Here is a 24,337-nt window from a genome sequence, read left to right on the forward strand (position 1 = left end):
TACGCTGATGCTGAAAGATCTTCAGGAAAGTATCATTTTTATGCAGTTTATTTCAGCTTACAGGTTATTTGTCGCATGCATTTGGATATTTGGGCAAAAGAGACTGACGACATAAACAGCACTTCCAGACTGGATTCTGTGATTTTTGACTTTATTGCGGCCCATCTCCGGTTTTTACTTTCAAGTCCGACAGCCTCCTAGAGTAATGATTACACTCTATGGTCCTGACGCTCTTCACGTTGACTTTAAATTTGTAAAAGTAGACGACGTAACGACCAGAGTTGATGAGCCCGTTATTCTTTGGGCAAGGGATTCAAGACTTGCAAAAGGATTGGGTAAAGGCAAAGGACAATATCCACCTGTTGACCCACAATGGATTGAAGACCGGTTTTGGGTATGGGTCCACTACGCAGGCACAAAAATTGGTCGCGGTGAGTACTTTGAAGCACTTGAATTTCTAAGTTTTTTGAGAGTTCAGGTATTAGGCTCTCTGGCTCTACAGCAAGCTGGTTTAGAAGCGAGAGGCGTTAGAAAAATTGAGCAGCTCTTACCAGATTTTGCCAAAGAACTCAGAATGACCGTTGCTGTCCCAGAAAGAGAATCTCTGCTAAACGCAACTGAGCATGCAATAACGATTTATCAAAATCTTCGAAATGACATAACCGAATGCTGCAAAGCTCAGGCATTAGCCATGAACTATTTACATAAGCTTCGTAATACAAACACCGAGTAATAACCGCATAAGAAATAGTTCCAAGGGGTGCTGCTTACAGCGGCGCCCTTTAAGCAAGCGGCATACGAGTTATCCAGGAAAGTATGCTTACGCTGCGCATTAGCGCGGCAACATAAAACTCATTGGAACTGCTCTCTACCGAATACACAGAGCCAGAAATAAAAATCAATGATCACGCGATTCTGGTCGTTGAAAATTCACGCGCATGCTCTCAAACCATTAATCACAGTCTGAATAAGCAACGATTTTTGCTGGCTGTACTTTTTGACAAGCAAAAAAAAGCAGCGTTTATAAACACTGCTTCTTTTTTGTGCACCTTATGTAAGGTCAGACGCTGCTAAGAGGCAGCCCTGAAATTACAGAGGGCGGATTTCTTCAGCCTGAGGACCTTTCTGGCCTTGAGTTACTTTGAACTCAACGCGCTGGCCTTCAGCCAGAGACTTGAAGCCGTCGCCTGTGATTTGACGGAAGTGAGCGAACACGTCTGGACCGCCATTGTCCTGAGCGATGAAGCCAAAACCTTTCTCGTCGTTAAACCACTTAACAGTACCGGTAGTAGTAGACATAGTCATACCCTGATTATCTATAATAAATTTCACCTCACCGAATGCCAATCACACCAGTGAATAGCCACGGAGGGCGGTTGTGCTAGAAGTTTATTATTGATTATGAAGAGCATGGCGAGTAACTACACTCGAACCATCAAAACTTTGCATAAAAAATAAGTCACACTTTTAACGTGGGGTCATTATACAGAGTATTTTCCACATGGCTATGCGCAGTTACATTCAATTACTAACTTAAATCAATTAATTGGCTCTTTTCTGCACTGATTCTGCTCTAACCGTACGTTTGCTCCATATATTTCAGCTTTTCACGCTCATTATGTGCTGCCAGTTGGTGGTATAGCCGGGACTCAATATCTGCTGATTCATGTGCCAATTCTGTTGTTCAAACCCAACCGATGCCGGTCGCAGCGTTTGCCGTCCGTAACGGCGATTAATGGCATCCAGAACCGACATCATCGGGCGATTTTCCGGCAACGCATCCGTATTCAGTAAATCTCCCTGAAAGCCCTGCACTTTACAGAGATCCATCAACATAAATCCGGCTTTCTTGTATTCGTAACCTTCGCAGAACATGGCATCCAGTGCCGCTGGCAACTGCCTGAGCCATACACTGGTTTCACTGGTGGGTGCGGGTGCCAGAAGGCGGACACTGCGGCTGGTTTGTGACAGAGTTTCTTTAAAAGAATCCGTGCGGATAAAGACGATGGCTTCCCGGGCAAACTGTTTCTGATTTCGCAGTTTTTCGCAGGCGCGGGAGATATAACAGGCCAGTGCGGCGTGTAGCTCCTGTTTTGTGGTCACTCGTTTGCCAAAACTCCTGGAACAGAGAATCTGGTGTTTGTTCACTACCCCGCCCTCTTCCCAAGGCAGACAGCTTTCGCCCTGAAGTTCGCAAACTGTTCGCTCCAACACCACAGAAAACTGTTTTTTAATCCATTGCCGGTTGCTATTGGCTAATTGACCTGCCGTGTGTATGCCGTGGGCCTCGAGCTTTCTGCCAATTCGGCGGCCAACACCCCAAACCTCGCCGACTGGCATAATGTCCATTAATCGTTTTTGTCGCTCCGGATTGGTCAGATCGACTGAACCACCGGTGGCCGGGTATTTTTTCGCCGCGTAGTTTGCCAGTTTGGCCAGGGTTTTGGTGGTGGAAATGCCCACACCAATGGGCAAACCGGTCCAGCGGAAGACTCTCTCTTTCATTTCCAACCCGATGGATGCCAACTGTTCGGGTGGAAATCCACCCAAATCCGCAAAAGCTTCATCGATAGAATACACTTCCAACGTCGGCGTAAATTGTTCCAGTACCGACATAAACCGGGAAGACATATCGCCGTACAAAGCGTAATTGGAACTGCGCAGAATAATCTCGCCCCGCGCCACCTGCTCACGGACTTTAAATGCCGGAGTACCCATGGCGACACCCAACGCCTTCAGCTGAGGAGTACGTGCCACAATGCAGCCATCATTATTACTCAACACGCCAAGCGCTTTATTCAGCAAGGATGGATTGAATATCTGCTCGCAGGAACAGTAAAACGAGTTCGCATCACAAAGGGCAATCACGGGTTTCATCGCAGATGGTGAATCACTTCAGTGACCACACCCCACACGTTCAAACTCTGTTCATTGTTCAGTTTGATCGGAGGATAGTCGGGATGTTCAGAGTGCAGCTGGGGTTTGCCATTGCGATAAACCAGACGTTTCACAATCAGCTCACCATCCAGCAATGTGAGGATCACATCACCATCACCCGGCGTGAGGGAACGATCAATAATCAGAATATCGCCATCAAAAATACCGGCACCCTCCATGGAACACCCTTGGGCCCGGGCAAAGAAGGTAGCGGCCGGATGGCGTATTAACAACTGATCCAGAGACAGAGCATCCTGTAGATAATCCGCCGCCGGGCTGGTAAAGCCACAGGCAACCGGACTCTGGTAAAACGGGTACTTCAGAGTCGCTTTGGAAACAATCGGGGTTGGCTTCATGCCATACTCACAAATACTGTATTTATATACAGTATAAATACAGTCTGCACATTTTGCTATCCCCGTTCAGGAAACAAAATCAAGCTCAAGCCTGAGCATATTCTTGTGCTGAATGCCACTTTCAACGATCGGCTCATCGTAGTGATGCAGAAAGAAGTCCCGATCCACCGCCACCACCCGAAAACCCGCTCGCTGATAAAACGTTAACTGATAACCAAATGTACCCGTGCCCACCAGCAGCTTATTAGCGCCCATAGCTTTCACGATGGCAATCACACCATTCAGTAATCTGGAGCCCACGCCCTGCTGTTTAGGACCAACCGCAATATTCATCAATTCGTAAGTGGCTCCGTCCGCCAAAGGCTTGATGGCACAAACGCCCACCACCCGGCCTTCCACTTCCGCAACATAACAACGGCAGTGTGGAAGGTAGCTGAGCACCTGCTTTTCGGACGGATCCGCCTCCAGCAGCAGCGAAAAAGGCATCTGTGCATGATCAACTTCAAGAATGCTCATAAATGCTTCGGTTGGAAAGGTGATTTTTCATGGTATTCCAGTCCTTGGGAACTTAGAATACGCATCTACTCTCAAACAACACTCAGAAGGCGTTTCAGAAATAGATTGCTCTATTCTCGGGCAGCCTTCCCGTTGTTTATGCGTCAACCCCGAGGAAACTCCCCATTGTTATTTTCCGATCTGGAACTCCATGAGCGAGTGCAAAAAGCACTGGCTATATCCGGTTTTACTGAAGCGACCCCGGTTCAGGAACAAACCCTGCCCCTGATATTATCCGGGAAAGACCTGATGGTAAGCGCAGAAACCGGCAGCGGTAAAACCGCCGCTTTTCTGCTGCCCATGATTCACAACATGCACACCCAGCCTTCCCCTAAAACCAGCACCCGTGCCCTGATTCTGGTGCCTACCCGGGAGCTTGGGCTTCAGGTGCTGAAAGAGTGCGAATCGCTGGCTCGTTATACCTATATAAAAGCAGGCTTGATTGTGGGCGGTGAAGACTACCGTCATCAAGTCAATACGCTGCGCAAGAACACGGAAATACTGATTGCTACACCAGGCCGACTGATCGAGCACATCAACAACAGCAACCACGACTTCCGCGATCTGGAATACCTGATTCTCGACGAAGCGGATCGCATGCTGGATATGGGCTTTGGCCCGGATGTGTTAACCATCGTGGCAGAGTGTAACAAAGAGCGACAAACTCTGCTCTTCTCCGCCACTCTGGAAGGTAAGAGTCTGGCGAATATCGCTGGCGAAGTATTGGACGACCCTACTCGCCTGATGCTGAACTCCGTGCGGGAAAAACACGCCAATATCCACCAGCAGATTGTTCTGTCCGACGACACTGCCCATAAAGAAAAGCTGCTGATCTGGCTGCTGAAAAACGAAACTTACGACAAAGCACTGGTATTCACCAATACCCGGGCAAGAGCGGAAGAGTTTGTTGGCAAGATCCGGGTGAAAGGTTTCCGGGTGGGCATGCTCCACGGTGAAATGGATCAGCGTGAACGCAAGCATGTGATGAGCCTGCTGAAAGAAGGCAAGATCAACATCTTGATTGCTACGGATGTGGCTGCCCGTGGTCTGGACATTAAAGGCATTGATCTGGTCATCAATCTCGAGATGGCACGCAATGGCGACGATTATGTACACCGCATTGGCCGCACCGGTCGTGCCGGTGAACAGGGTCTGGCTGTTTCGCTGATTGGCCCGGATGAGTGGAATCGCATGTCCGCCACCGAGCGCTATCTTCGCGTGCGCTTTGAAATGCGAACCATTAAGGAGCTGGCAGGCAGTTATAAAGGCCCGAAAAAAGTCAAATCCTCTGGCAAAGCTGCAGGTAAAAAGAAAAAGGCGGGGAAAAAGTCGGACGCGAAAAACAGCGCAGAAAAACAGCGCCATCGCGACAAAAAGAATATCGGCAAACGTCGTACGTCTTCCGCTGACAAATCTGTGAATGACAAACCTGTGAACAGGTCTGAAAAACGATCTGAAAACAAATCCGAAACAAAAACTGACATTATCAAAGACGCTGGCTTCGCCCCCGTTAAACGCAGGAAATAAATCGTCCCATGAGTAAAGCAACTGCTACTACCAATGTTGACTTCTCCACTCTTGGATTAGACGACACACTCCTTAAAGCTGTTCAGGAAGCAGGCTATAAAAAGCCAACACCCGTTCAGGCCAAAGCCATTCCTATGGCGCTCACTGGTCGGGATATGATGGCTTCGGCTCAAACCGGCACCGGTAAAACCGCCAGCTTCACCCTGCCGATTCTGCAGCGTCTGTCGCAAATGAAAGCCAGCAACGCAGTGCGCGCATTAGTTCTGGTTCCTACTCGCGAGTTAGCACTGCAAGTGTTTGAAAGCTTTAAAACTTACGGCAAGCACACTGAACTGAAAACCGTTGCGGTATTCGGCGGTGTCGATATTGAAGAACAACTGACTGCCCTGAGCAAAGGCGCCGATATTCTGGTGGCCACACCGGGACGCCTGGCGGACATGATCAACCGCAAGCACATCCAACTGACCAATCTGCGTATTCTGGTGTTGGACGAAGCGGATCGTATGTTGGATCTCGGTTTTAAAGACGACATTGAACGCATTCTGAAAAATGCGCCGGTTAAACGACAAAACCTGTTGTTCTCTGCCACCTTCTCAAAAGACATCAAACAGCTGGCTCATGATTTCATGCGTCACCCGGTGAAGGTCGAGATTGAGAACCCGAACTCTGCAGCAAAAACCGTTAAGCAGTCGTTCTACCCGGTGGACCAACCCGATAAGCCTGAGATTCTCAGCTACCTGATCAATGGTGGAAAATTTAAGAAAGCACTCGTGTTTGTGCGCACCAAAAAAGCGGCTAACCGCATTGCCGAGCTGCTCGAAGAAGACGGCATTAATGCCCAGCCGATTCACAGTGACATCAACCAGTATCAACGGGTTCGCACACTGGAAGATTTTAAAGACGGCTACTTTGACGTACTGGTTGCTACGGACGTTGCCGCCCGTGGACTGGACATTGAACAGTTGCCGCTGGTCATTAACTTTGACCTACCAAAAGTGCCTCAGGATTATGTTCACCGTATTGGTCGTACAGGCCGTGCGGGGCAGCCGGGTCGAGCCATCGCCCTGATAAACCCTGAAGAGAAAAAACATCTATTACCGAGCCTGCAAAAACTGCTCAATCGCCCCATTGAGATTGAGCCATTGCCTTACTTTGAAGATGGTGAGGTACGCCCGAACGAATCAGAAACCCCTGCCGCCAAACCGCGCAACAGAGGCAGAAAGCCTGACCCAAAAGCGAAAAAACCTGCTATAAAAAAATACGCCGGTAAAACAACGGGCAAACGTGGAGGCAGCAAACCGGCAACGGGTGCTGCTCGTGGAGCCAGAAGACCGTCTGCGCCTTCCGGCTCTAAACGTAAGTCCTGAGTTTTAAATAGTGCCAGATGTGCACTGTCAGACCGAAGCCGCTGCGGACGCTCCTTGTGTTAAAGGAATACTTTCGCCGGCTTCGACCACCGATGATGCTGGCGGTTGCCTCAATGCTTGAGGTTTAACTACGGATAGTGTTTTTTTACCGGCTGCATCATCAGTGGGTTTTCCTGACGACCCGCAACAATATTTAGCCGCTTTATATAGGCCGACAGCGGCTCCCCCAATCAAAAAAATCACACCTCCAGCCACACCTATTTTTTCTATCACTGACAAGTCGCCGCACTCACAACTGGTTGCACTATCAGGTAATCCTTGAGCGTCAGTGATATTTTGTGGAGACCAAGCCGGCCCGGGTTGTCCCATCAGACCAGGAGGTCCTACCAAACCGGGTGCACCCACCTCTCCTTTGATACCTTTTGGTCCAGAAGATCCAGTATCGCCTTTCGTTCCATCAGTACCATTTTTCCCCATACTCCCGGATAAACCTATAGCGCCCGGCTCTCCCTTATTCCCTTTGTCACCTCTGGCACCTATCGCCCCACTGTCGCCCTTAAGTCCTGGTGAACCGGCTACTCCCGGGAAACCTGGACTTCCATTTAAACCTTGCTCTCCTTTTGGCCCGGCCTGTCCCGAAGCACCATCCAGCCCTGATATTCCTTTATCCCCCTTAGCGCCTGCCGTACCTTTAGCGCCGATTCCCCCCTGCATACCTTTTTCGCCTTTGGAACCCTTAATAGCATTTTTCTGAAGGGCTCTTTCTCCCGGCGCTCCCGGCTCTCCTTTTGAACCTGGTGCTCCTGTCATACCTACCAGCCCCTGCATGCCTTGATCACCCTTGACGCCAGGATGTCCTCGCTGACCTTGAAACCCTCTTTGACCTCGGGAGCCCTTATTGCCCTTTTGACCTACTTCGCTCAAGACATACGGTATATGTTCAATGGATACACCCTCCTCTCCTTTTTGTCCCATGTTTCCCTTCTCGCCTTGAGGGCCGGTAATATTCATTGCCGTCAAAGCCTGTTCAATCTCTCCTTTAAACGCACTCACGGGATGTCTATACCCTCTGGGGCCTTCAGGCCCCTGGTCGCCTTTAACCCCTTTAGGCCCCCAGGCACCAATGGTCCCCGTATTCCCCCTCCGGCCTTTCTCTCCTTTTAGCCCAGACTCGCCCTTTTCTCCCCTCTCACCAACAAGGCATGGGTCAATATCACCTTTAGGCTTGGAACAGGTGCGATTACCGCCATCGCTCTCCTGAGCCGAAGCACCAACAAACCTACTTAGCAAAAGAAGCACAGCGGCACCAAGACTAGAAATACTATAATTGCCCCCTCCAGCCCCTGAGACACCTTTTTTGGTGCCCTCCGATACTGGGGGAATATCTTCCAAATGATCAAAGAATTTATTAACAGTCATCTCCCTACCATCTAAATTCTCTGCCCAGTAGTCCTCATAACTGGCCAACCTTGCTATCAACCCGGGGCTGGAAAAAAAATCCTTCAATAACTGCCTGGATTCACCATCTTGAAATGCATTTACACTGCTCAAAAAACGATCAACCGTATCTCCATACGGACGCTGTAAATTTTGTCGCTTCGACTGACTAACTGGCTCATTACTCTGATTACTGTAACTATCGGAGATCTGCTTAAGCCCATCGATAGCTTTATCAATCGCTTCCAAAGAAAAAACCGGCCCATGGCCCAATTCCTCTCTTAATAGATTCATCGTTGTAAAGGTGGATCTGAGATCACCATCACTGAAAATATCAAATAGCCGCTCACCGACAGTCTGTTCGTGAGCAGTCAACCTCTCTGAGGGCCGGGTATGGGTACTTGAGGGTAGGTGTGGCTGGTTGTTGTTTTCGTGAGTAGAGCGGGGCATCTGTTTATCCAGGGATGCTTCGGAAACTTCAACAAGCCTGCCTTTATGCAAGACACCTTCTGTATGCTTCCTGTTCCTGAGTTCGTTGCCTGACGAATTGAAATTGATAGATGCGGAAACAGGTAAACCTGAGTGCTGTACGCCAATGGTCATTTAATACTTCTCCTTATATATGCTTCATAATTATTACTCTCAAACGTAGTTGAGTTTTTGGGCGTGAGAGACGTCGGTGATATACTTTTTCTCACTATTAGTGAGATTGACCGTATCTTTTTCTTTCAAAGAAATGGGTACCTTTGTATTAATTTGAACAACCATGGTCGTTGATAATGGAAGATGTCATTGAAGAATTGCGCGAACGCGCTCTGGATGTATCCGTACCACTGGAGTTGCCGGATGAAGACCTGCTGATAGAAGTGGAAGAGCAGCTTCTCGTTCCCCTTCCCTATGAGCTCAGAGAATTTCTGCTGCAGGTCAGCGATGTCATTTACGGTTCCATTGAACCGGTCACTGTGACCGATCCTCAATCCCACACTTACCTGCCAGAAGTGGCCGCCACTGCCTGGGCCGAAGGCCTGCCTCGGGAACTGATTCCTGTTTGTGAAAGCAACGGTGAATATTACGGCATCTCTGAAGAAGGCGAAGTGGTTCGCTGGGCGGATGGTGAAGTGACAGACGACAGCTGGCCTTCACTCTGGCTGTGGGTCAGGGATGTGTGGATGGAGAGCTAACGGCGACCATGAAAAAAATCCTGATCATTATGGCCATGGAAGCCGAGGCCAGGCCGGTTATTGAAAAACTGGGCCTGAAACCCGTCGCAGACCAGCAAAACCTGAATGGTGGCTTTCCACGTTACCGAGGCGGATTCAACGACCATGCCATTATGCTTTCCCTTAACGGCAAGTGCCCTGTGCATCAGGTTGACCGAATTGGCACGGAGTACGCCGCATTAAATACGCAGTCTGCTATTTTGGCCTTCCAACCCAGCCTGATTATTAATGCCGGCACCTGCGGTGCGTTTGCCCGAGATACGAACATTGCCGATATCATCACCTCCGATCAGCCCGTGGTTTACCACGACCACCGGGTTGCACTGGAAGGTTTCGACAGGTTTGCTGAAGGCCACTACCCAACGGCTTATCGCCCGGAGTATTTTGCCGGCATTCCTCACAAGCTGGGCGTTGTGACCACGGGAAACTCACTGGATATGCCGGAAATCGATGAACAACGCATCATCGCCAATAAAGGCATGGCGAAAGAGATGGAATGCGCTGCCATTGCTTCCGTTGCTGCGCTTTACGGCATTGAGTTTCTGCCCATCAAATCCGTCACCGACCATATTGATGTCGAGGTAGATAATGTTGAGCAGTTTCTGCAGAACTTGCAGCGAGCCAGTCAACGGCTCAGTGACGTTCTGCTCAATGTGTTAGGCAATATTTGATCATAAGCAGCGGCTTTTCATGCCGCTGCCAATCTGACTACGGGTCGATCATCAATGGGAAAATGAATCAAACCGGCAAGGAATGCCAGCACAACCGTTGACCACCAAATCGGCTCATAAGAGCCGGTAAAGTCATAAATACGTCCACCCGCCCAGGCGCCCAGAAAACTGCCCACCTGGTGAGTAAAGAACACCAGGCCATAGAGTGTCGACATATAGCGTGAGCCAAAAATCTGTCGCACCAAACCAGACGTCAGTGGAACTGTACCCAACCAACAAAAACCAATGGCAGCACCAAAAATCGCTGCGGTATTCACCGTCACAGGCAAGGTCACAAAAGCGCCTATGACCGCGGTACGAAGGAAATACAGAGCAGACATCACATGTCGTTTGCTAAAACGGTCACCCATGACGCCCCAGAAATAAGAGCCAAAAATATTGAAGATACCGACATACGCCAATGCCATGGCAGCGCTGGAGGCTGGCAGGTGCATATCCGCCAGATAACTTGGCAAGTGGGTGGCAATAAACATAACGTGGAAACCACACACGAAGAACCCGGCGTGAATCAACCAATACCCTTTGTGGGAAAAGGCTTCTTTCAGGGCTTGTTTCAAGGTTTGTTCCGGTTGATTGTCTACTGTCGTCTGAGCCCCCTTTTTTGATGTGTTCATAAACAGGGCAAAAGCCACCATCACGGAGCACAACAGGGCGAAGACCATTAACGCCTGTTGCCAACCAAAATCACTGATCAGATACTGAGCACCGGGAATCATGGCAAACATGCCGAAAGAACCAGCGGCGGTGGTCAAACCAAAGGCTTTTGCTGCATGTTGAGCAGGCACCACTTTCGCTACAGCGCCCAACACAATCACGTAACTGGTCGCGCTCAAACCAAGACCAACGAGCACACCTAACGAGAGATAAAGCATCCCGGCGGCGGTGGCAATAGACGTCAGATACAGCCCAAGTGCGTAAGCAATGGCACCGGCAAAGATAATCCGTTTAGCACCAAAGCGATCCGCCGCCATACCGACAAACGGTTGAAATACGCCAAAGAGTAAGTTCTGCAGCGCAATGGCAAAACTGAAAAACTCCCGCCCTGTGCCAAAATGCTCCGACACTGGCATCATAAAAATACCAAACGACTGTCGAATACCCAGACAAATAATCAGAATGCCTATCCCCAGCCAGACCAGCAGTGGAAATCGAAAAATGCTCATGGGGAATCAGTGTCCGTGGTGTAAATGAGATTGAGGAGATGCTGACATGTCAGTGCTTTGATGACGAGCACTTTGATGACAACCCGCATCCACAGCCTGACCAGCCAGTAGATCAATCAACCCCGGCGTGCTGTGCACAAAAAATAACGTGATCGTCAGCACCAGAGTCATGCGCCCCAGTTGGGCTCGAAGGGATTGGGAGTTCATGAGGGAAATGGCCGGAACATAAACCAATTCTGCTTTTAAATTATGGCTGTGCAGTCATTTTGACCGACTGGATCTGCGTTGAAGCTCCTCGACATAGTTATACTATGCCTCGTCTCTTCGCCTTGCCCAGTCGCTCCAAATAACTTGCTCGCTGCAAAATTTAAAAGCGCCATTGGTATAAAAAGCGCGCAGTGTATCCGCTCACTTTTAAGCCAGCCATTGGTATTTATCCCAGTAAAATCAGGGAGTGTTTGCCACGCTGGTACGTTGCGATGCTTTGAATGCTAGGTAGCATTCTGCAAACTCGCGATCATCGGTCAGAATGTGATCCATCCAGAAGCGTTTCAGAAATGGCATGACTTTCCATACGTCATTTTCCGATGATATCGACGCTGCAATCTGCTCGGTTTTTTCCAACAGTGCTTGGTGCTCTTCCTGTTGCTCAGCCAACTGCGGATAATTCATTTCCTTCATCATGGCTTCTTCCGTTGCAAAATGAATTGCACCGTATTTTCTAAGCAACTCCAAAGTAGGCACCATGACCATATCAACATTCCCCAGGGAAACATGATAATAAAACGTGTTGACGATACCTATCAGGCCTCGATGTTGTTCATCCACAATATCAATACCAAGGCTATATTCATCTTTCCAGGGGAGGTAGAAGACTTTTTCCATTCGCGTAATTTGCGGGCTGTGGCTCAATCGCCACCGCCGAACATCCTGAAATTAAGGGTTTAACGAGCCATTATAAACAGCAAAGATCTGTCGGATTGACTACAAATATGGGGAGGAGGCGGAGGATGAAAATACCATTCACCCTACCTGAACCAATTGAGGCTATCACCAAAGGCGGCATAGTAACTCATTAAACGACATTGATCATGTAAGTAATTACTACACCCAAAGACGCCACAAATAAAGCACTTTAGTGCTAATAACACATTTATTGAAACGTAAACCCTTTACTCCCCAAAAAACCTTTCATATGAGGTCGTGACTTTTTGCCCAGCAATTCTGGCATATCTTCCGACCAGGCTCGGTTTAATTGGCCATGGGTCCGACGCTGATAATAATCCCGCATCACCTCATCGTACTCAGCGATCAGCTCTGGATTTACCGGCTGATAATGCTCCTCCATCAATACCGCGTCCAAAGGCAGCCTTGGTTTGCATTCTGGATCTTGATCCGGGTATCCAAGGCAAAGCCCGAACACCGGGTAAACATGCTCGGGCAACGCCAGCAGCTCACTGACCGGCACTGGATTGTTACGTAATCCACCAATATAACAAATCCCCAAACCCTCCGATTCCGCAGCCACCACAACGTTCTGGGCAAATAGGGCAACATCCACCGTAGCGATGATGAAATGCTCGGTCATGCCTTCCGCCATCGGTGTACCAAGCTGCTCACAGCACCAGCCAGAGCGATTCAAATCGGCACAGAACACCAGAAACTCTGCCGCCTCTTCAACGTAAGCTTGCCCTCCGGCATGCTTCGCCATAGCCGCTCTGGTTTCCGGATTGCGAACCCGGATGACACTAACGCCCTGAAGATTACTGGAGGTGGCGGCGCTCTGCCCTGAACGAATCAACGTCCTGAGCAGGTCGGGCTTAATGGGCTGATCGGTGAACTTGCGAATGGATCGATGAGACTGCAAAAGTTTAAGAACGTCGTCGCTCATGGTGAAATGGTCATCCCGTCATTATTGTTGGTTCTATCATAGAGTAGGAGGGTGTTTCAGGCACTCTCCAATACAGGAGAACGGTAAATTCAACGCCGAACCTCAACCACCACTCTTCATTTATATAAACTTCAAATGTTGAAGCAATGTTTTGTTAGTTCTACTAACCATTCTGTTAGGACATTCTCCATCAAAGCAAGTCTATTATCCTGACTTCAATAATCATGACAATGATGAGCGATGGATCATAATTTTCTCCTAACAGGCATTCAGGCCGCCTCTTTTGAATGGCACTTTCCTGAGCATAGAAAAATCCATGACCGGTTAGGTAGAGCCATCAGTGCTTTTGTCAAAGGCATTTTTTGTGGCTACTCAGTCTCAAAAAGTCAGCAGGATCAATTTCTGGCTTTTCCCGAGTGCTGTCAGAGCATCGCGGGCAGGGCAATCCTGGAAAAGAGAATCACTGAAAGGGCCGTTGCTCACGTATCAATCCATAACCGCATCGGCATTCAGAGCAGCACAGAGCACACACCGAATAACCGGCTGGAACATGATCGAAAGCCAGAAGGTATTGACGCTGTCAATGATATTAAAAAAACAATTAAAAAAGCCCAACAAACCCATCAAAAAATCAGCATCCTTGGCAGTGGCTATAGTCAGGGCGGACAAACGACTGGAAAGAATGCCCTTCAGATTGATATGCGAAAACTGAGTCGTGTCATCAATATTGATAAAGAACACCAGGAAGTCACCGTTCAGGCCGGGGCTACCTGGAAAGATCTACAAAAAGCACTCATTCCTTCCGGCCTCAGTACCAGCGCCATGCAATCCTATGCGGATTTTTCTATCGGTGGCTCCATTGGCGTGAATGCCCACGGGCAGGATGTCAATTGGAATCCCGTATCCAATGCACTGATTTCCATGCGCGTATTATTAATGGATGGCCGTTACCTCAACGTGAGCCGCTCAGAAAACCCTGAGCTATTCAAAGCGTTGATCGGTAGCTACGGCCTCGTTGGTATCATTGTCGAAGCGACATTAAAAGTGGTGCCGAACACATTGCTCATGAAGAAAGTATCGTTAATTAATACCAAAAATTACTTGGATCACTTTAAGGCCATCAGCAGCAAACCAAGTTTGGCACTGCATTCCGCACGCATTTCTGTTAATGCGCCGTTTGTTCCCAGTCGGTACTCTATTTCCGTCAATTACTACGATACAGGCACCAAAAGCACGCCCGCCCACGACAACAAAGCGCCCAAATATACAGACCCCTCCGGTCTGAACTTATTGAAGAAATCCAGTTTTTTAAGACGGGCCAGGGCAACTCTGGAATGTTATGTGTTTGAAAAAGAAGGCGTCATGACACGAAACCAGGCCATGGGTGAATCGGTTCAAGCGTTGCAAAACAAAGTGCCCAATACCAAAGACATCCTGCAGGAGTATTTTATTCCGGCAGAGCACCTTCAGACGTTTCTGGAGAAGCTGAAGCAATGGAAGCAGAACAATCCTAAAATGACCATGCTCAATGCCACACTCCGAAAAGTCTGCGCTGACCGTGACTCACTGCTCCCTTATGCGCCTAACGATTGTTTTGCTGTCGTGCTGTTTATGAACATTCCAGACACCAAAGCGTTTGAGCCAACCATGGAAGCCGCGACCCAAAAGCTTATTGATTCGGCATTGTCACTGGGCGGTCGTTACTACCTGCCATACGCACTTTATGCCAGGAAAGATCAGGTTATGAAAGCCTATCCGGAAATGAGTCAGCTGATAGCGTCTAAAAACCGCTGGGACCCCAACAGAATGCTGGATAACAGCTTCTATCAAAAGTATTTTCCTACTCAGAGAACCTGATACCTGTCACCAAAATGAAAACCATGACTATTTTAGTGCCACTTGGCATCTGCTAAGATGCTCAGGCTCAACCCCGCTCCGGATTTACGATCCGGCTGGCAGTAAAGGACAATAAAGACAATGCAATCACTTCAAAACGACGCACCCACTGTGGTTTGCGCCCTCTACAAATTCGTCACCCTGAACGATTATAAAGACCTCCGTGAACCACTGTTAAGAGCCATGGAAGCCAACCATGTGCGCGGCACCCTGTTGCTGGCGGAAGAAGGCATTAATGGCACCGTGGCTGGCAATCGCGACGAGATTGATGCTCTGCTGAACTGGCTCAATCAAGACCAGCGCCTTAACCCTATCGAGTGTAAAGAATCCCTCAGCGATGAGATGCCGTTCAAGCGCACCAAAGTGAAGCTGAAAAAAGAGATTGTTACCCTGGGCGTTGAAGGCATCGACCCGAAAGAAGTGGTGGGCACCTATGTGAACGCCACAGACTGGAACGCTCTGATCAGCGATCCGGATGTGGTGGTGGTGGATACCCGCAACGACTACGAAGTACAGGTAGGTACCTTTAAACACGCCCTTAACCCAAACACGGAATCCTTCCGTGAATTTCCGGAATACGTGGATGAACACCTGAATCCGGAAAAACATAAAAAGGTCGCCATGTTTTGCACCGGCGGTATTCGTTGCGAAAAATCCACCGCGCTATTGAAGCAAAAAGGGTTTGACGAGGTGTATCACCTGAAAGGCGGTATTCTCAAATATCTCGAAGAGGTGCCTGAAGAGGAATCTCTCTGGGAAGGCGAATGTTTTGTGTTTGATGACCGGGTCACCGTTAACCATGATCTGGAGCCCGGTTCATACGATCAATGCAACGCCTGCCGTTTACCCATCACCGAAGACGACAAACGCAGCGAAAAATTCCAGCAGGGTGTCAGCTGCCCACACTGCTACGACAAACTCACCGACAAACAACGAGCCCGTTTTCAGGAGCGGGAACGACAGATGAACCTCGCCAAAGCCCGTGGTGAAGCACATATGGGTGGTGATGCTTTAAAAACAGTGGAACAGCGTCGTTTAAGAAAATCGGAAGAACGTAAAAGACAGCAGGAAAAACACCGAGAGGAAAAATCGGCCAACTAGGCTATTGTGTTGTAGAGAGTTCATCTATGGAGGAGTCCGCCATGGAACTACAACACCCTGAGCAACTTAGCCCGTTTGTTCTGTTGAGCATTGTGAATGAAAAACTCCGGCTGACCTGCAGTTCGCTGAGTGAGCTGGAAGAAGAAATGGATATGAGTGCACAGTCCATCGAAGAGAAGTTGCACAAAATCCAGTTTCATTACCAGAACACGAACAACCAGTTTGTGCATGATTAACCTTAAATCGGCTATGCAAAATACTGCCACACCATCTTTACCGACAGCGTCCCACCTTTGACGGCATGCACAAGCAATATGGCAAATCCCAGTGTCATCAAAGGCAACAGCGGACGCTTTTCTTCCTGAAGAAAGTACCAACCAGAACCGATCACGCTGATCATGACGATCGCCTGCCGGGCATCCACCGATTCGCCTGATATCACTTCAATCACCATGGCAAAGCAACCAACAATATTCACGATCAACCATAAGGGCGAGAGCATGCCAATACTGCCCAGTATCGGCAGTTTAATCAGTGCGCCACCGGCCCAGGATTTAGGTTGCAAGTCTGATGAAAGATGAAGTGCAATACCCAGTGCAAGGCCCGCCGCAATAAATACATCACCCAACACCCAAAGCAACACGGCCGGCAGGCAGGAATGGGTGATCGCGGATCGGTGCGAAAGCCCGGGAATACGCAGATCCAGATCCGGCAGCCGAATGCCACCAATCAACCCTGCCAAAAATAGCCAGAATGTTTCAATAAACGACAACGCAGGCCAAAATGGACAGAATTCTCTGCAAGCCATCAACACCACGACCATAAAACAGGCCGCTAATGGCATTCCATACAACTTCATAGGCTACAAAACAGACAGCTTGATGTGGGAGGGCGACTATACCCTTTCATAAAGAAAGAACACCAGCCAACATTTTAGCTCAGCGTTGAAAACGCTCTAATTAAACGCAGAGCATTTGCAAATAAATGAACGAACAGCATACACTCCCTTCATCCATGTCACTCTATGCGTTGTTACCTGATGACCTATAAACTCAACGACAAACAACTTGAGTCAATCCAGAAGCTGCCTGACCACGAGCGTTTTGACTATTTTTTGAAAAAAGTGGCCAATTGGGAAGAAATCTGGAGCTTGCACAGCCCTGAGGGCTGGGTTGAACTCTCATCCACGGACGGCGAAGAATGTCTGCCTATCTGGCCTCATCCGGATTTCGCGGCCGCATGGGCGGTGGGCGATTGGTCAGATTGCAAACCCAAAGCCATTACACTGGATGCATGGCTCGAGCGCTGGATTCCCGGGCTGGAAAAAGACAACACCGTTCTGGCGGTTTTTCCGGTTGATGAGGAAGAAGGCATCGTTATGACACCGGCAGAACTGGCTGAGGCCATACTTGCCGAGCTTGAAAGCTGAAAGTTTCCCTTGTGCAGCATCAAAAAGGGCGTCAAATGACGCCTTTTTTAAAATCAGCAAATATCTAATGCTCAATGATGAGCCATGTGCTGACCTTTGATGTTCTCCATAGCATGGGCTTTTACAGTCTGCTTTTCGCCATTGCTAAAGGTAATCGTGACAGGCACTTCACTGCCATTGGTAATAGGGTTGTTCAGCCCCATTAACATAACGTGATAACCACCTGGCTTTAGCTGCACTTCCTGACCCGGCAGGATTTCCAGATTATCCACCCGCTGCATTTTCATCATGCCATCTTTTTTGGTGGTTGTGTGCAGTTCAGTTTTTTTTGCCACCGGGCTATCAACGGATTCAATAGTGACCGCTTCGTCACTGGTATTTCGAATTACCATATAAGCGGCAGAAGTCGACATCCCTGGCTTGGTCGCTCGCGCCATCACGCCAGACAACTCAATAACACCCTGTGCGTCATGGCTTCCATGACCATTCTCATGAGCCGAAGCAGACTGACCGACCAGCAATAATGCTGCGGCCATCACACCAGAAACCATTGCGTGGAACCGGGTTCTTTTTGTTTTACCTTCATGATGTCGTTTTTGCATCACTGACTTCCTCTTTGCTGGTATCCAATTCAAACAAGACAGAGTGAATGGCACCCGCCGTTTCAATTTTCAGCTCTGCCATCCATATCATGGTGTTATCTACCGTACAGAAACTGACGCTGCTCGCCCCCATAAACGTCTTGGTGCCGATATCTGTCGGAGGCAGTTCCTGAAGGACAAAGGGCATCAATCCCATATGCATATCCCGGCCAATAAACTCCATGGTCACGTTTTCTGCTGCCAACCCTGAAATGCTCACCGAAATATCCAGCGGCTGTGCTGCCGGCAAGCTCGGAGGGGAAATGTGCAATGTCACTTCATTACCATCCAGAATAGCGCTGCAACCAACCACGGTTTGACAATAACTGGTGGTTTTGACGACGGGTTTATCAGAAATATTCTGGGCATTTTTCAGGTACTTCGATACATAAAACACCGAAGCTAGCGCCACCAGAAGTATTGCAGAGATCAAAAATTGTGTTGAATGTTTTCGTACAGCTGTCATCGTTATTAGAATCAAAGATTAATTTATAGGGATGAACACTCCTTGTGCACCAAGACTACCGAGAAGTGGGGCTATTTGATAGCCATTGTCATCTGAATTTTCCGGTTTTCGATCAGGATCGAGAACAAGTGATTGAGCGGGCGCTCGCAGCGGGTATTGGCACCATTTGTGTACCGGCCACTCGATGCGCGGAGTGGCAACCGTTGCTGGATCTGGTTGAACACATTAACAACACATCCACTGTTCGCTTGGTGACAGCGCTTGGCCTGCACCCTTATTTTCTTGCCGAACACCACAACGATCACCTTGTTCATCTTGATGAGAGGCTGCAGAAGAAACCGGACAGCGTTGTGGCTATCGGAGAGACTGGTCTGGATTTCTATGACCAGAAACATTCTGGAGCCAACATTAAAAAACAAATCGCGTTATTTACCACTCATGTTCAGTTGGCTAGCCAACATCAACTACCACTCATTATTCATGGAAGAAAGAGTCATGATCAGATTCTGAAAATTTTACGCCATTACCAACCCGCCCACGGCGGCATCATCCATGCCTTTTCTGGCAGTGAGCAGCAAGCGAACATCTATATAGACTTGGGCTTTAAAATAGGCTTTGGTGGAGGCATTACGTACCCACGGGCCAGTAAAACACGACACCTTGCAGCGACCTTGCCACTGGACTGCATTGTGTTGGAAACGGATGCACCGGATATGCCGTTAAATGGTTTTCAGGGAGAGAGAAATGAACCAGCAAGGGTTCAGAAAGTTGCAGAGGTTTTAGCAGAGTTGCGAGGGTTATCACTAAAAGAGGTGACCGAAGCCACCTCTTCCAATTGCTATGAAGTATTTAAGCGTTAAGCTTCGACTTCAGCGTCCAGCAATTTTTTAGCGCCGACTTTACCACCAATGGTGATCTTTTTGGGCTTCATGGCTTCAGGAATTTCCCGCTCAAGATCAATATGAAGCAGGCCATTATTCATAGAGGCACCAGTTACACGTACATAGTCGGCTAACTGAAAACGTCGCTCGAAGTTACGTTCAGCAATCCCCTGATAAAGGTATTTACGTTCTGTGTCGTCCGCCTTTTTCTTACCCTGAACGACGAGAGCACCTTCACGGCTTTCTATTTCCAGCTCATCTTCTGCGAAGCCGGCAACCGCCATGGTGATTCGGTATTCGTTGTCATCCAGCAGTTCGATATTGTAAGGAGGGTAACCGCCGTTCTTGGCACTTTGCGCTTGACCGCCGTTCATGGATTCCAGCAGCTGGGCAACCCGGTCAAAACCGATGGCAGAACGATAGAGTGGAGTGAAATCAAAATCGATAGTACGCATAACCATATCCTCAAAAGAGCAATAGGTGGATAAAATCGGCTTTCCTTATTGGACAAGCCTTAGTTCAACAGTGCTTATCAGCCCCTGTTGATATAAATATATGGACGTCTATTTGAATTCCAACCCCACCGTTGAACTTTTTTTAAAAATGCTGTTAAAAAAGTTCCAGTCTATGGTCCAGCATGGTGTCGCCATCAAACAGATAATGACCTTTAAAGCGGCGACCATTCAGCATTTCTGGTACCCAAATAATGTCGTCTTCCCACATTTCGTCGTAAGGAATGCTGTCCAGCCCATACCAAAGAGGAATCGCTTCTTCTGTCTCTGCCGGCGTGCCCTGATAATCACGGGCAATATACGTGTGCACATGAAAGGAAAGGCCGTCGGTAAACTGGAATAAATTCTCCCCCACAAACTCTGGTGCCACCGGTGTAATGCACAACTCTTCCTGAACCTCACGAATCGCACATTCCAACAATGTTTCACCGGGGTCCAACTTACCACCGGGGCCATTAATTTTACCAGCACCGATGCCCCGTTTTTTGCGGATCAATAGAATCTGGTCGTCTTTAATCACAAACGTCAGCGTGGCCGGAAAGGTGGGCTGCCAGTGATTCCAGTCAATATCCTGTAGTGATTGCACTTGTTATTGTCCTGTTTTTTGCTCTGTGTGTTCTGCTGTCAGGGCTGAACGATCGGATGTGTTTTCACTGTATAGCACACCCCAGGCAAGAAGGGTGTTAATGACCGGCTTCAGTGTGAGTCCAAGCGGGGTCAAACGATACTCCACCCGCGGCGGAATTTCTGGGTACACCGTTCTATTCACCAGTCCATCCGCTTCAAGGCTGCGCAACTGCAAGGTCAGCATCCGTTGAGTAATTCGGGGCATACAGCGCTTTAATTCGCTAAAACGCATGCACTCAAAAGCCAGCAGTTGATATAAAATCACGCCTTTCCATTTGCCGCCAATCACCTCTTGTGTAATTTCCACAGGGCACTTGGCTGCCAATGCACCTTCATGGGTTTGTTTGCTCTCTGCCAGAACGGCCTGCTCGGACTGCACCTTGAGACTCCCTCCAGAAAAAAGGGCATAGTATACAAATGTGCCCTGGATTCAAATCCGTACACTACCTATACCCATCGCCTTTCAAGTTGCTACGTTGTTGTCAGCGTTCGCTCACCCCGATCACCTACTACTTGTAGGCTCACGGGGCTTCGCTCTCTTGTCGCCTAGTAGCAACTTGAAATCCAATGGGTATCACAAAACTGTGCTTTCTTCACAAATTATCCTGCCAACACTAAACTGATTATTCGACTAATGTTGTATATGGTCAGGACTCAAGAGAATGAATTCCGCTCTGCGCAAACAGATTATTGACGCGTTTAACTTCCGTCATGCCTGCAAAACCTTTGATGCCAGCAAAAAAATCCCGGATGAAGACTTCAGCTTTATTCTGGAAGCGGCTCGACTATCACCCAGCTCTTTCGGCTTTGAACCGTGGAAGTTTCTGGTGATACAAAATCCGGAACTGCGGGAAAAAATCAAACCCGTCAGTTGGGGAGCACAGGGCCAGCTACCAACGGCCAGCCACTTTGTGCTGATTCTCGCCCGCAAAGAAAACAGTATGCATTATGAATCCGAATACATTCTTGATCACATGCGCCACGTCAAACAGCTACCGGAAGATGTGATCGATATGATCAGTGACTTCTATCGGGACTTCCAAACCCGGGATTTTCGCCTGACAGAATCCCCCCGCGCCATGTTCGACTGGGCCAGCAAACAAACTTACATTGCTCTGGGCAATATGATGAGCGTTGCTGCCCAGATCGGCATCGATTCCTGCCCTATCGAAGGGTTCGATAAAGATAAGCTGGAGCCACTACTGGAACAGGAAGGTATTATGAATACGAAGGATTTTGGCATCAGTGTGATGGTGGCGTTTGGTTATCGGGTGAATGAGCCATTTCCGAAAACCCGGGCGAAAGAGTCGGATATTGTTGAGTGGTATTGAATGTGTCGTATAAGCCCGAACTCTGATTAGCAATTGATCAGAGTTTGGGCTTTTATATTTCTACAGAGGCGCTGCAATAGCGCCTATTAAGTAGTTAGCCATTTGGAATCGTATAATTCTGGCCGAGTGGATAGTTGCTATGCAAGGCACAACGTAGGAAGCATAGCCATAACTATGTGACCGGAGTTGTAACGCCGCAGAGCGGCTGTCTACTCGGTCAGAAAATATGATTTCATGCGGCTAACTACTTATTAGTACTCTACTCGATAGCTCAAGCTGTAAGCACGACCTTCGGCTTTGTGTGCACTTAGACCATTATAAGTAGAGTTTGCCCACTGACTATAAACTGTCTCATAGTCTTCATTCAGCAGATTGGTAATGCCCGCCTTTACAGTACCAACCGGCATGTTGAATGACGCTAACAAGTCTACCGTTGTGTAGCCATCAATATCATAACCGGTAACTGTGTTCTTAGATTTACTGTAACTTTTGCCCTTATCATAATCTGCGAAGCTTGTTGATTGTAGACGTACATTCATATCTTCCTGACCATAAGCTACAAATGTCGTAAACTTCTCAGGTGAAACATCTGCAGCCTGAAGATCCAACCACTTTCCAGCATCTTTGTAGTAGCTTCTTCCTTCTGTAAAGGCGTAGCTTCCACCAATAGACCAATAGTCACTCAGATAAAACTCAAGCGCTCCCTCTATACCATAGATTTTTCTCTTCTGATCCAGCAGATCGACATTATGGTCAGCGTTGAAGCTAATCGTCTTATCAGATTCATTATAAAAAGCGGAAGCACTGACAAAAAGACTCTCGAACTGTCCACGCCAACCTAACTCGAAGCTATCCGTTTTAATGGCGTCCAGATTTGCATTAGATACATCAGTTCCAACAACAGCATCACTGATACCAACAAGGGGACTGCTTTCGTTAACAGCATTGCGAAGAATCCTTGAGGCGTCCGGCACTTCAAAGCCTTGTGCGTAGTTGGCAAATACTTCATTACTGCTATTCAATTTATAGACAACACCGACATTAAACAGGTTCGCGTCATACTTTCGAACATCACCTTGAAGATCGGTAGGGTTGGTGCCTGGAGCCAAAATCGGCAAAAACCAAATTTCAGCCAGCGGCGTATAATCACTGATATCCATTGCAGCACGTTCATGCCTGAAACCGGCATTCAATACCAAATCCTGAGTAAGCTCGTAGCTGGACTGCAAATACAAACCAAACGTTGTTGTATCAACTGCTGGCCCATAGTCATACTCAGAGCCCTCTGGCACAAATGTGGTACCACCACTGTTTGCATACTCCTGACGATCAAACAGACGTCCCTTTTGTTCACCTTTATCTACATCGTAATCAAACCCATAGGAAACCTTGAAGGCCTCATTAATATCTGTATCAAGGTTGAGTTTAAACCCGAACACTTTTGCCGTACTGGTTGACTGGTTAACAAACAGTGTATTGTTTTTAAAAGGGTCGTTAGGGTAAGGATAAAAACGAGCCTCTCGCTCACGGTAGTAAGACTGTAATTGAAGATTGTTACCGTAAAAATCCAGATCTTTATAAACCAGATCAACTGAGTTTCTCTTACTGTACGGCTGGGTACTTAACTGCAAGCCTTTCAGGGCAGCAGGAGCATCATCAGAATCCCCCCTGTTTAATGATGACGCATTTGCAGCATAATCAGAGTCCATCTGATCATCAAAATGTTGCAACGTTGCTTCTAGTCGTTTTTCATTCGTCAGGTTATAACCAAGCTTGATCAAAGCATCCTTGGTGTCTGTATCCATACGGCTAACCTGAGCTGGGTCAGGGTTAACCCGATCGCCATCGGCATCAAACATGCCACCACGACTCTCGTAAGTGCCGCTTACCAAATAATCAAAATTGCCTTCACGACCGTTGATACTTTGATTCAAGGTATACGTCGTTAAACGTCCATCAGAAATTTGGCTCTTCAGGGATATCTGTGGGTAAAAATGAGCTGATTTGAAGAAAAAAGCACCAGCGATCAATTTCTGATAGATTTTTTTGTTTGCAGACAAAAACAATAAGAAACGTCGCTGATGCTGATAAAAACTATCCTCAATAAAGTTCATAAACTCAAGTCATTTGTTTATCAGGATGTAAAATTCGGCTTCCATCAAGGCTCTGACGTCTTCGATGTGACAGTCGTTCCCCGTAAGAATGGTCACGCTATCTGTTCAGGCTGCCATAACCCAGCACCGGGTTATGATCGCCTTACTGAACGACG

General features: G+C 48.1%; 27 protein-coding genes and 1 pseudogene. 12 read left to right on the forward strand and 16 right to left on the reverse strand.

What is annotated here, in order from left to right; genetic code table 11:
- Window positions 1-205: 205 nt before the first annotated feature.
- Window positions 206-733: a hypothetical protein gene (locus AKL11_RS14210; protein ID WP_067518618.1), complete on the forward strand. Its 528-nt coding sequence runs from the start codon at window positions 206-208 to the stop codon at window positions 731-733.
- A gap of 356 nt (window positions 734-1,089) precedes the next feature.
- Here the strand turns inward: AKL11_RS14210 and cspE are convergent, their stop codons facing one another.
- From cspE to AKL11_RS14230, 4 genes are all read right to left on the reverse strand, one after another.
- Entirely contained in the window at window positions 1,090-1,299 is a 210-nt protein-coding gene (gene cspE, locus AKL11_RS14215; RefSeq protein WP_067518620.1) for a transcription antiterminator/RNA stability regulator CspE, read from the reverse strand.
- A 300-nt stretch (window positions 1,300-1,599) separates the two neighbouring features.
- Window positions 1,600-2,877 (reverse strand): Y-family DNA polymerase, encoded by a 1,278-nt coding sequence (locus tag AKL11_RS14220; protein WP_067518622.1) that lies wholly within the window; start codon window positions 2,875-2,877, stop codon window positions 1,600-1,602.
- Complete coding sequence (locus AKL11_RS14225) at window positions 2,874-3,293, reverse strand: LexA family protein (protein ID WP_067518624.1); 420 nt, start codon at window positions 3,291-3,293, stop codon at window positions 2,874-2,876. The genes AKL11_RS14220 and AKL11_RS14225 overlap by 4 nt, the downstream gene beginning before the upstream one ends.
- A gap of 66 nt (window positions 3,294-3,359) precedes the next feature.
- Window positions 3,360-3,809, reverse strand: a complete 450-nt coding sequence (locus AKL11_RS14230) for a GNAT family N-acetyltransferase (RefSeq protein WP_067518626.1) — start codon at window positions 3,807-3,809, stop codon at window positions 3,360-3,362.
- 165 nt (window positions 3,810-3,974) lie between these two features.
- Here AKL11_RS14230 and AKL11_RS14235 point away from each other — a divergent pair, with 165 nt between their 5' ends.
- Together AKL11_RS14235 and AKL11_RS14240 are read left to right on the forward strand one after the other, a co-directional pair.
- Window positions 3,975-5,375, forward strand: coding sequence for a DEAD/DEAH box helicase (locus tag AKL11_RS14235; RefSeq protein WP_216636807.1), 1,401 nt, complete (start codon window positions 3,975-3,977; stop codon window positions 5,373-5,375).
- An 8-nt stretch (window positions 5,376-5,383) separates the two neighbouring features.
- Window positions 5,384-6,742 carry a DEAD/DEAH box helicase gene (locus AKL11_RS14240; protein ID WP_067518630.1) on the forward strand — a complete coding sequence of 453 codons (1,359 nt, stop codon included), beginning with the start codon at window positions 5,384-5,386 and terminating at the stop codon, window positions 6,740-6,742.
- A 27-nt stretch (window positions 6,743-6,769) separates the two neighbouring features.
- On the opposite strand, the gene AKL11_RS26265 is transcribed toward AKL11_RS14240, so the two are convergent.
- The gene (locus AKL11_RS26265; RefSeq protein ID WP_067518632.1) at window positions 6,770-8,782 is read right to left on the reverse strand and encodes a collagen-like domain-containing protein; all 2,013 of its coding nucleotides are present in this window, start codon (window positions 8,780-8,782) and stop codon (window positions 6,770-6,772) included.
- Window positions 8,783-8,958: 176 nt separating this feature from the next.
- On the opposite strand from AKL11_RS26265, the gene AKL11_RS14250 reads away from it, so the two are divergent.
- A complete protein-coding gene (locus tag AKL11_RS14250; protein WP_067518633.1) occupies window positions 8,959-9,360 on the forward strand; it encodes an SMI1/KNR4 family protein in 402 nt (133 codons plus the stop codon).
- A gap of 8 nt (window positions 9,361-9,368) precedes the next feature.
- Window positions 9,369-10,070, forward strand: a complete 702-nt coding sequence (locus AKL11_RS14255) for a phosphorylase family protein (protein WP_095210398.1) — start codon at window positions 9,369-9,371, stop codon at window positions 10,068-10,070.
- Between the two features lie 17 nt (window positions 10,071-10,087).
- Here the strand turns inward: AKL11_RS14255 and AKL11_RS14260 are convergent, their stop codons facing one another.
- From AKL11_RS14260 to nfsA, 4 genes are all read right to left on the reverse strand, one after another.
- Entirely contained in the window at window positions 10,088-11,293 is a 1,206-nt protein-coding gene (locus AKL11_RS14260; RefSeq protein ID WP_067518634.1) for an MFS transporter, read from the reverse strand.
- Between the two features lie 6 nt (window positions 11,294-11,299).
- On the reverse strand, window positions 11,300-11,500 hold the full coding sequence (locus tag AKL11_RS14265; RefSeq protein ID WP_067518636.1) for a hypothetical protein: 201 nt from the start codon (window positions 11,498-11,500) through the stop codon (window positions 11,300-11,302).
- 240 nt (window positions 11,501-11,740) lie between these two features.
- The gene (locus AKL11_RS14270; protein WP_067518638.1) at window positions 11,741-12,178 is read right to left on the reverse strand and encodes a bacteriohemerythrin; all 438 of its coding nucleotides are present in this window, start codon (window positions 12,176-12,178) and stop codon (window positions 11,741-11,743) included.
- 268 nt (window positions 12,179-12,446) lie between these two features.
- Complete coding sequence (nfsA, locus tag AKL11_RS14275) at window positions 12,447-13,184, reverse strand: oxygen-insensitive NADPH nitroreductase (protein ID WP_067518640.1); 738 nt, start codon at window positions 13,182-13,184, stop codon at window positions 12,447-12,449.
- Window positions 13,185-13,424: 240 nt separating this feature from the next.
- On the opposite strand from nfsA, the gene AKL11_RS14280 reads away from it, so the two are divergent.
- The 3 genes from AKL11_RS14280 to AKL11_RS14290 all read left to right on the forward strand — a co-directional run bounded on the left by AKL11_RS14280 (window position 13,425) and on the right by AKL11_RS14290 (window position 16,417).
- Entirely contained in the window at window positions 13,425-15,041 is a 1,617-nt protein-coding gene (locus tag AKL11_RS14280; RefSeq protein ID WP_067518642.1) for an FAD-binding oxidoreductase, read from the forward strand.
- A 120-nt stretch (window positions 15,042-15,161) separates the two neighbouring features.
- On the forward strand, window positions 15,162-16,181 hold the full coding sequence (gene trhO, locus AKL11_RS14285) for an oxygen-dependent tRNA uridine(34) hydroxylase TrhO (RefSeq protein WP_067518643.1): 1,020 nt from the start codon (window positions 15,162-15,164) through the stop codon (window positions 16,179-16,181).
- A gap of 41 nt (window positions 16,182-16,222) precedes the next feature.
- Window positions 16,223-16,417, forward strand: coding sequence for a DUF4250 domain-containing protein (locus AKL11_RS14290; RefSeq protein WP_067518644.1), 195 nt, complete (start codon window positions 16,223-16,225; stop codon window positions 16,415-16,417).
- An 11-nt stretch (window positions 16,418-16,428) separates the two neighbouring features.
- Here AKL11_RS14290 and AKL11_RS14295 read toward each other — a convergent pair whose 3' ends face one another.
- Window positions 16,429-17,040: a hypothetical protein gene (locus AKL11_RS14295; protein ID WP_157673582.1), complete on the reverse strand. Its 612-nt coding sequence runs from the start codon at window positions 17,038-17,040 to the stop codon at window positions 16,429-16,431.
- Between the two features lie 180 nt (window positions 17,041-17,220).
- On the opposite strand from AKL11_RS14295, the gene AKL11_RS14300 reads away from it, so the two are divergent.
- Complete coding sequence (locus AKL11_RS14300) at window positions 17,221-17,610, forward strand: DUF2750 domain-containing protein (protein WP_067519665.1); 390 nt, start codon at window positions 17,221-17,223, stop codon at window positions 17,608-17,610.
- Window positions 17,611-17,681: 71 nt separating this feature from the next.
- Here the strand turns inward: AKL11_RS14300 and AKL11_RS14305 are convergent, their stop codons facing one another.
- Together AKL11_RS14305 and AKL11_RS14310 are read right to left on the reverse strand one after the other, a co-directional pair.
- Window positions 17,682-18,212 carry a copper chaperone PCu(A)C gene (locus tag AKL11_RS14305; protein ID WP_067518646.1) on the reverse strand — a complete coding sequence of 177 codons (531 nt, stop codon included), beginning with the start codon at window positions 18,210-18,212 and terminating at the stop codon, window positions 17,682-17,684.
- A complete protein-coding gene (locus AKL11_RS14310) occupies window positions 18,193-18,663 on the reverse strand; it encodes a hypothetical protein (protein ID WP_067518651.1) in 471 nt (156 codons plus the stop codon). Before AKL11_RS14310 ends, AKL11_RS14305 begins: the two co-directional genes overlap by 20 nt.
- Before the next feature lie 98 nt (window positions 18,664-18,761).
- On the opposite strand from AKL11_RS14310, the gene AKL11_RS14315 reads away from it, so the two are divergent.
- Window positions 18,762-19,577, forward strand: a complete 816-nt coding sequence (locus tag AKL11_RS14315; RefSeq protein WP_253705208.1) for a TatD family hydrolase — start codon at window positions 18,762-18,764, stop codon at window positions 19,575-19,577.
- Here AKL11_RS14315 and AKL11_RS14320 read toward each other — a convergent pair.
- The 3 genes from AKL11_RS14320 to AKL11_RS14330 form a co-directional block, all read right to left on the reverse strand.
- Window positions 19,574-20,053, reverse strand: coding sequence for an Hsp20 family protein (locus tag AKL11_RS14320; protein ID WP_067518653.1), 480 nt, complete (start codon window positions 20,051-20,053; stop codon window positions 19,574-19,576). The genes AKL11_RS14315 and AKL11_RS14320 overlap by 4 nt on opposite strands.
- Window positions 20,054-20,207: 154 nt before the next feature.
- Window positions 20,208-20,696: an 8-oxo-dGTP diphosphatase gene (locus AKL11_RS14325; protein ID WP_067518655.1), complete on the reverse strand. Its 489-nt coding sequence runs from the start codon at window positions 20,694-20,696 to the stop codon at window positions 20,208-20,210.
- A 3-nt stretch (window positions 20,697-20,699) separates the two neighbouring features.
- A complete protein-coding gene (locus tag AKL11_RS14330) occupies window positions 20,700-21,116 on the reverse strand; it encodes a winged helix-turn-helix transcriptional regulator (protein WP_253705209.1) in 417 nt (138 codons plus the stop codon).
- Between the two features lie 283 nt (window positions 21,117-21,399).
- Between AKL11_RS14330 and AKL11_RS14335 the strand changes: the two genes are divergently transcribed.
- On the forward strand, window positions 21,400-22,068 hold the full coding sequence (locus AKL11_RS14335) for an NAD(P)H-dependent oxidoreductase (protein ID WP_067518657.1): 669 nt from the start codon (window positions 21,400-21,402) through the stop codon (window positions 22,066-22,068).
- A gap of 251 nt (window positions 22,069-22,319) precedes the next feature.
- On the opposite strand, the gene AKL11_RS14340 is transcribed toward AKL11_RS14335, so the two are convergent.
- The gene (locus AKL11_RS14340; protein WP_216636808.1) at window positions 22,320-24,128 is read right to left on the reverse strand and encodes a TonB-dependent receptor domain-containing protein; all 1,809 of its coding nucleotides are present in this window, start codon (window positions 24,126-24,128) and stop codon (window positions 22,320-22,322) included.
- A gap of 21 nt (window positions 24,129-24,149) precedes the next feature.
- Here AKL11_RS14340 and AKL11_RS25980 point away from each other — a divergent pair.
- Window positions 24,150-24,337, forward strand: a pseudogene (locus AKL11_RS25980) (hypothetical protein); the annotation flags it as partial.

The organism is Endozoicomonas ascidiicola (assembly GCF_001646945.1).
GTDB classification, from domain to species: domain Bacteria; phylum Pseudomonadota; class Gammaproteobacteria; order Pseudomonadales; family Endozoicomonadaceae; genus Endozoicomonas; species Endozoicomonas ascidiicola.